General features: G+C 44.4%; 10 protein-coding genes and 1 pseudogene. 6 read left to right on the top strand and 5 right to left on the bottom strand.

All coding sequences use genetic code 11. The features are described from left to right. Window positions 1-298: 298 nt before the first annotated feature. From O9290_RS11485 to O9290_RS11470, 4 genes are all read right to left on the bottom strand, one after another. A complete protein-coding gene (locus O9290_RS11485; protein ID WP_002761308.1) occupies window positions 299-511 on the bottom strand; it encodes a type II toxin-antitoxin system HicB family antitoxin in 213 nt (70 codons plus the stop codon). A gap of 199 nt (window positions 512-710) precedes the next feature. Then, the gene (locus O9290_RS11480; RefSeq protein WP_223213041.1) at window positions 711-860 is read right to left on the bottom strand and encodes a type II toxin-antitoxin system HicA family toxin; all 150 of its coding nucleotides are present in this window, start codon (window positions 858-860) and stop codon (window positions 711-713) included. A gap of 16 nt (window positions 861-876) precedes the next feature. Continuing rightward, entirely contained in the window at window positions 877-1023 is a 147-nt protein-coding gene (locus O9290_RS11475) for a hypothetical protein (protein ID WP_002761310.1), read from the bottom strand. 58 nt (window positions 1024-1081) lie between these two features. Further along, window positions 1082-2059 carry a phosphate ABC transporter substrate-binding protein gene (locus O9290_RS11470; protein WP_288054615.1) on the bottom strand — a complete coding sequence of 326 codons (978 nt, stop codon included), beginning with the start codon at window positions 2057-2059 and terminating at the stop codon, window positions 1082-1084. A 106-nt stretch (window positions 2060-2165) separates the two neighbouring features. Between O9290_RS11470 and gpmI the strand changes: the two genes are divergently transcribed. The 5 genes from gpmI (at window position 2166) to O9290_RS11445 (ending at window position 5394) form a co-directional block, all read left to right on the top strand. Then, window positions 2166-3764, top strand: a complete 1599-nt coding sequence (gene gpmI, locus O9290_RS11465; RefSeq protein WP_288054614.1) for a 2,3-bisphosphoglycerate-independent phosphoglycerate mutase — start codon at window positions 2166-2168, stop codon at window positions 3762-3764. A 29-nt stretch (window positions 3765-3793) separates the two neighbouring features. Continuing rightward, window positions 3794-4051: a hypothetical protein gene (locus O9290_RS11460; RefSeq protein WP_002761316.1), complete on the top strand. Its 258-nt coding sequence runs from the start codon at window positions 3794-3796 to the stop codon at window positions 4049-4051. Continuing rightward, window positions 4035-4376: a type II toxin-antitoxin system RelE/ParE family toxin gene (locus tag O9290_RS11455; protein ID WP_002761318.1), complete on the top strand. Its 342-nt coding sequence runs from the start codon at window positions 4035-4037 to the stop codon at window positions 4374-4376. Before O9290_RS11460 ends, O9290_RS11455 begins: the two co-directional genes overlap by 17 nt. A 67-nt stretch (window positions 4377-4443) precedes the next feature. Next, window positions 4444-4677 carry a preprotein translocase subunit SecG gene (gene secG, locus O9290_RS11450; RefSeq protein WP_002736485.1) on the top strand — a complete coding sequence of 78 codons (234 nt, stop codon included), beginning with the start codon at window positions 4444-4446 and terminating at the stop codon, window positions 4675-4677. Continuing rightward, a complete protein-coding gene (locus tag O9290_RS11445; RefSeq protein WP_288025559.1) occupies window positions 4678-5394 on the top strand; it encodes a peptidase in 717 nt (238 codons plus the stop codon). Between the two features lie 261 nt (window positions 5395-5655). On the opposite strand, the gene O9290_RS11440 is transcribed toward O9290_RS11445, so the two are convergent. Then, window positions 5656-5865, bottom strand: a complete 210-nt coding sequence (locus O9290_RS11440) for a hypothetical protein (protein WP_002761322.1) — start codon at window positions 5863-5865, stop codon at window positions 5656-5658. Between the two features lie 306 nt (window positions 5866-6171). On the opposite strand from O9290_RS11440, the pseudogene O9290_RS11435 reads away from it, so the two are divergent. Next, window positions 6172-6294: pseudogene (locus O9290_RS11435) on the top strand (transposase family protein); the annotation flags it as partial. Window positions 6295-6302 lie beyond the last annotated feature (8 nt).

Below are 6302 nucleotides of genomic sequence, written 5' to 3'. Positions count from 1 at the left end.
TCAGACGGTCAATTACCTAATTTTCAGGGAAAAAGTCCAGGAATTTTCGCCCCGATCCCTCCAATGGCTGGCACTTTTTGAGGTCAAAAAAGTCTAAAAGTCTTATCCAACAAGGTTTTTAGATTTATTCAGCCAACCCTAGATCGATGTCTATTTTAGCAGTTGCGGCGATCGCTTGCCACTGTGCTTGGGTGATAGGATAACCTCGTTGAAAAGGATTATTGGATCGAAGTTTGCAAAAACTGCGACACGCCTTATATGCTACAATTCACAAGCCGGGGCGAGAGAAACTTCATCATTAGGTAAATAATAGTCGTCCTTTTGGTTCAGGAATGATTCGTTCTAGTTGTTTTGCAGTTTCAATCCATTCTTGAATAACAAGTTCAGCATTTTGTACAGCTTCTTGATAGGTTTCTCCATCTGCCATACATCCTGCTAATTCTGGAACTTCAACAATAAAAGCTTGATCTTCCTCACTCCAATAAATAATTAATTCATAGCTAATTTTCATCTTTCCCTCCTAATTTATATTAGACTTCTTGTAAAAATCAAAAATTGTTGTTAGGGTTAGGAGTCAGTAGCCAGTAGTCAGGAGTCAGGAGAATTAAGAATGAATAATAATCAGTTAAATGGTCTATTTACAGACTTTATGCCATTTAATCCTTATTTTTGCCGTTTTTGAACCCTGAAAAATTAATTATGCAAGAGGTCTATTTTAAAATTAGATTACGAATTTGTTTGACTTGATAAGTCTTTACTTTTCCTTGTTTGGGTTGTAGATTTAAAATTTCTTCAATTCCTTCTTGAATGAAAATATGATGACTTCCTCGTATTCTTTCATCAAAGCCAAGTTTTCTCAGCAGTTAACAAAGTTGCTCAAACTTTTTCTCGTTTCGCCGCTGCCAGCATTAAATCCCAGGTTTTTTGATTGGCAATTTGGCTATAGGTAGGGTAACTAATGCCATTCAGTCCCAAAGCTTGCAAAGCCCCAATGCTTCCCCGTCTCCACAGTAAAATAGGCAATGCTCACCCTAGTGATGCAAGGCGTAAAATTTCCCAGATTTTCGGATATTCTCGCTGACTACTTTTGTAGGTCTTCATTGGCCCGAAAAATCGCTTCTTGACCATCACTAGAGGCCACAAAACCCATAAAAGCTTTGACCGCTTCACTAGCAGGTTCTTTGTAAACGTAGTAAAGGGTACGCTGCCAGGGATAATTAGGTTCACTGGGTAAAATTCCCTCAATAGCGAGCGCCCTGACGGTTTTTTGGTCGGCAATTTGGCTATAGGTTGCGTAACTAATGCCATTCAGTCCTAAAACTCGCAAAATCGGGGTAGTGGCATCCCTCTCCATCATTTGAAAATTAGTTCCCGTACCAAATTCTCCCCCTTGCAGGACTTCCTGACGAAAACTTTGATAAGTGCCACTAATAGGAGGACGATTAATCACTTGAATAGTAGCAGCAGAACCGCCCACCTCCGACCAAGAGGTGATTTTTCCGGTAAAAATATCTTTAACTTGGGCAGTGGTTAACCCCCCCGCAAAGGGGTTTTTTACTCCCACCACAATAGCGATCGCATCTCGGACGATCGGACTAGAAGCCAATCCCTGAGAGCGTTCTGACTCGGTTAAAGGTCGTGACACCGCCGCAATATCGATCGCCCCCCGGGCCACTTCCTCTAATCCCCTATCAGATCCTTGAGCATTTGTCAAGACTTCTACCCCCTGAAATTTGGCCGTTAAAGCGGCTTTTAAGGCTTGATTAATCTGTACCATACTGGTAGAGCCGTTAATGCGAATTGTCGTGCCACTGGGGATAGAAGTCGGTGGGGCAAAACTGACCACTCCCTGGGGGGAAGGGGGAGGGGGTAGCGGAGAGGAGGCACTTCCCGATGTGGGGGATTTTTGCGGACTTTTACTGCTGCCACAGAGAAAGAATTCTTGACCCGCAGCACATTGACTTTGCAGCCAAAAGTAACCCCCACCTAAAATGCCCGCAGTGGCTAAAAGAGCGATTATTAAAGCAGTTGTTTCGTTTTTTTGAGACATACCCATCATTTGCTGACATTAGGGGGTCGATCGCCCCGACACCGGTGATCAATGGAAGTTTCGATGATATTATCTTAGTGCATGGAAATCCACTCTTGATTTAGGACTGTATATCATGACCCACGCACCTATATCCCCAGTCGTACTGGTTATCCTTGATGGTTGGGGTTATCGCCCGCAAAGGTCGGATAATGCGATCGCAATGGCGAAAACCCCGATTATGGATAGTCTCTGGGAAGTTTATCCCCACACCTTAATCCGCACCTCCGCTAAGGATGTGGGACTACCAGAAGGACAGATGGGCAACTCGGAAGTTGGCCACCTGAATATCGGAGCGGGGCGAGTTGTACCACAGGAGTTAGTACGAATTTCCGATGCGATCGAAGATGGTTCGATTCAACAAAATCAGGCTTTATTAAAACTCTGCGCCGAGATTCGCCCTAAAAAAAGCAAATTACACCTGATTGGTTTATGTTCCGAGGGGGGAGTCCATTCCCATCTCGATCACTTACTGGGATTATTAGACTTAGCGAAAGTGCAAGGGATTAGCGATGTCTGCATTCATGTCATCACCGATGGTCGCGATACCAACGTTACCGACGGAATGCTGGCCATTAAACGGATTCAAGAACATATTAATAAAATTAAACTCGGTCGCCTGGTGACTCTCAGTGGGCGTTATTATGCCATGGATCGGGATCGCCGTTGGGATCGGGTGGAAAAAGCCTATAACGTGATGACCAGTGATCAAGGTATCGACGGGCGATCGATTACTGAAGTATTACAGGCATTTTATGATCAAAATATTACCGATGAATTTATTCCCCCCACCAGAATTGCACCGGGGGCGATCAAAGCGGACGATGGGGTGATATTCTATAATTTCCGTCCCGATCGAGCTAGACAGTTATGTCATGCCCTGACTATGCCCGATTTTGAAGATTTCGATCGAGATTTAATTTCTCCGCTTAGTTTTGTTACTTTCACCCAATACGATCCGAAATTACCGGTAGATGTGGCCTTTGCTCCCCAGAATTTAAATAATATTTTAGGACAGGTGATCGCTCAACAGGGATTAAAACAGTTTCGTTGTGCGGAAACCGAAAAATATCCCCACGTCACCTACTTTTTTAATGGGGGGTTAGAAAAACCCTTTGAGGGAGAAGTACGCGAATTAATTCCTAGTCCAAAAGTCGCCACCTATGACCAAGCTCCGGCCATGTCGGCAGCCGCGGTGACAGCAGCGGTCTCTGCGGCGATCGAACAGGGTATCTATAGTCTCGTGGTAGTCAATTACGCTAACCCCGATATGGTGGGTCATACGGGCATTTTAGACGCGGCCATGAAAGCAGTGGAAACGGTGGATCTATGCTTGGCTAAGTTGTTAAGTAGCATCAATAAATTGGGGGGAACAGTGTTAATCACTGCCGACCACGGTAACGCGGAAACGATGGTGGATGAGTCGGGTAATCCTTGGACGGCCCACACGACTAATCCCGTTCCTTTAATTTTAATTGAAGGGGAACAAAGAAAAATACCCGGCCACGGTGGCGATGTGCAGCTGCGGGATGATGGTCGTTTAGCCGATATTGCCCCCACTATCCTGGAAATTCTCCAAATTCCCGTCCCAGTAGAAATGACCGGGCGATCGCTGATTAAACCAGCCGAAGTGGAAATTAAAGCCAGTCGCACTCCCGTCCGCATCTCGCTTTAACGAGTAAAAAGTCAAGAAAGGGGAATTTTATGCTGAAAACCATCGAAGGTGTTTATCGAGATGGACAAATACACCTAACCGAGTTACCCAATGATATTAGCGATCGCTCACAAGTGCTGGTCACTTTTCTCGATCAAATCGATCCTAGTAAGCTCAGACAACTGATGGAGTATTTAGAGGTCATCGAGGGGATTCAGCAAGGTTTCGAGGAGATAAACTCCGGTAAAACCCGTCCTCTTGCCGATTTTGCCCAAGAAATGGCCGAAAAATATGGTATTTCAGGTTGAAATTACCCCAACTGCCACGGCACAGATCGAAAAAGCCTATCGCTGGTATCGAGGTTATAATGCCGAGTTTGCTGACCGTTGGTTTCGAGGATTAATGAATGCTATTGCGACTCTGCAAGAGAAACCAACTCGTTGTGCTTTAGCGCTCGAACAGACGATTTTTCTACCCAAAGAAGTCCGACAACTTTTTTATGGGAAAGGTAAAAATGTCTATCGAGTGCTTTTTACAATTAGAGATAGTACGGTTTATGTACTATATGTTCGCCATAGCGCCCAAGCACCACTAACACTTGAGGATATAGAGGATGAAGAGGACCCTAGTTGATAACTAATTCAAAGCTGACGGCTTGATAACTGCTATACTTTGTAATGGAAAATAGAGAGTAATAATCATGACAGTGGTGCTGGTAGTACAGATTATTTGGGCGCTGGCGGCGGCCTTTCTGGCGATTTTGGTGTTATTACACAGTCCCAAAGGGGATGGTATTGGCGGTATTGGCGGCCAATCACAGATTTTTACCAGCGCAAAAACGGCGGAAAAAACCTTAAATCAGGTGACTTGGGCGTTGGGGACGGTATTTATCACCCTAACTATTGTACTAAGTGCCGGCTGGTTAAATCGCTAAATGCTGAGAGGTCGGTTCTCTTTTCTAGGACTCGCGGCCTTGGCGAGTCTTTTGCTGTTTTCCTATTCTTTGATCGCCGACAGTCGATCGCTACCGGAGTTAAAAACCCATCCTTTACCCGCTAATTTAGCCCAATGGCAAGAGCAAAACCAGTCCGGGGATTATTTTGATGCTGTGGAAATCAGTCCCGTGGGGGCGTTGATTTGGTCGCAATTTCCCGTGAAGATTTATGTTCACAGCGATCGCAGTTCTTGGCTGAGTTTGGTACAACAGGCGATCGCTGAATGGGGGCAGTATTTGCCGATGGAGTTGGTAAATCGGGCAGAATTGGCCGATATCCTCATTAAACGGGAGTTACCGCCGTCGGGAGTCCGTTTTAATGCCGAAACGGGTAAGTTAGAACTGCCCCGGGTGCGTTCTGCCATAACACAATACGAGATTTTTGTCAAGGAAAATCGCTTAACTCATCGGATGAGTATCCAGATTAGTCCTAATTTAGCCGATCGGTCGGCCTTAGCGGCAGCGCGGCACGAATTAGGTCACGCTTTGGGAATTTGGGGTCATAGTCCCCTAGAGACGGATGTGATGTATTTCGCTCAAACTAGAGATATTGCCCCGATTTCTAGCCGGGATATTAACACTTTAAAAAAGGTTTATCAGCAGCCAACTAAGTTAGGTTGGCAGATGGATAAGCTAGGGTATCTAATACCTGAATAGGTAAATATTGCTCTTCAGTCGGTTCTGCTATTAAAAAGTATAAGTTATGGATATACTTAGTATAACTGACTAAGATCCAGAAGATTAACCATCGCTTAAACCTCTATTTCCTCTAGCCATGTTTTAATCGCACTGATTAACTTGGGTTGCTGGGGAGGGGTGTTGCTGACTCAAGCTATGAATGCCAACTGTGCATCCTATCCAAAAGTTAGTTTAGCTCTAGGTTTTAAAAACCCCACACAAGAAGATTCCTATTGCAAATCAGCAACCCCAATCTTTGCCACCCTCGACAACTAAGCCAATACTAGAAACATATTGTACGGGTTTGCCTAACATTAAGGGATCTATTTCTCCCCAATCGTAAGGTTCATAATCTTCTAAACGAGATAGTTCGCTATCTAACCAATCATCTCTAGGGGCTGTTTTTTCCGAGGGATTGGGCTGTTTCAGGGAGTCTAAGGGTTTAGTCATGGGGAAAAAATGAGTTGGGAATTTATGGGACGTAACCCGCCATGGAAGTGGGAATGATTTGTTGCACGATGGCAAATCCGCGGGTTTCAAAATGTCCTATACACAAACATTTTACCCACTAAGTAGGTAGGAGTTAAAAATTATCAGATGCCCCCCTTATTAAGGGGGGATTAAGAGGGGATCCCCCCGCCTATCGACACCCCCCTTATCAAGGGTAGGGCTGTTTCATTCTCCCATCAGAATATCAAAAGTAAAAGCGATCACTGTCTTTGTAAAATGAGGAGTGACCGGCAACTTTTCAAATATATGTTGAGCTTAATAGAAAAACTAAAACAAGTCAAGGACTTTCGGAAAGATAAAGGAAAAAGACACCCTTTATGGATAGTATTAGTAGTAATAATACTGGGAACAATGCTAGGATACTCAGGTTAGAGAGA

The sequence above is a fragment of the Microcystis sp. LE19-41.2A genome (assembly GCF_027530405.1).
Taxonomy (GTDB): Bacteria; Cyanobacteriota; Cyanobacteriia; order Cyanobacteriales; family Microcystaceae; genus Microcystis; species Microcystis aeruginosa.
This window is presented reverse-complemented; position numbering and strand designations above follow the sequence as displayed.

What these genes read in the sequence shown, in the direction of transcription:
- O9290_RS11485 (WP_002761308.1), bottom strand. Translation starts at nt 511, where the DNA reads ATGAAAATTAGCTATGAATTAATTATTTATTGGAGTGAGGAAGATCAA.
- O9290_RS11470 (WP_288054615.1), bottom strand. Translation starts at nt 2,059, where the DNA reads ATGATGGGTATGTCTCAAAAAAACGAAACAACTGCTTTAATAATCGCT.
- gpmI (WP_288054614.1), top strand. Translation starts at nt 2,166, where the DNA reads ATGACCCACGCACCTATATCCCCAGTCGTACTGGTTATCCTTGATGGT.
- O9290_RS11460 (WP_002761316.1), top strand. Translation starts at nt 3,794, where the DNA reads ATGCTGAAAACCATCGAAGGTGTTTATCGAGATGGACAAATACACCTA.
- O9290_RS11455 (WP_002761318.1), top strand. Translation starts at nt 4,035, where the DNA reads ATGGTATTTCAGGTTGAAATTACCCCAACTGCCACGGCACAGATCGAA.
- secG (WP_002736485.1), top strand. Translation starts at nt 4,444, where the DNA reads ATGACAGTGGTGCTGGTAGTACAGATTATTTGGGCGCTGGCGGCGGCC.
- O9290_RS11445 (WP_288025559.1), top strand. Translation starts at nt 4,678, where the DNA reads ATGCTGAGAGGTCGGTTCTCTTTTCTAGGACTCGCGGCCTTGGCGAGT.
- O9290_RS11440 (WP_002761322.1), bottom strand. Translation starts at nt 5,865, where the DNA reads ATGACTAAACCCTTAGACTCCCTGAAACAGCCCAATCCCTCGGAAAAA.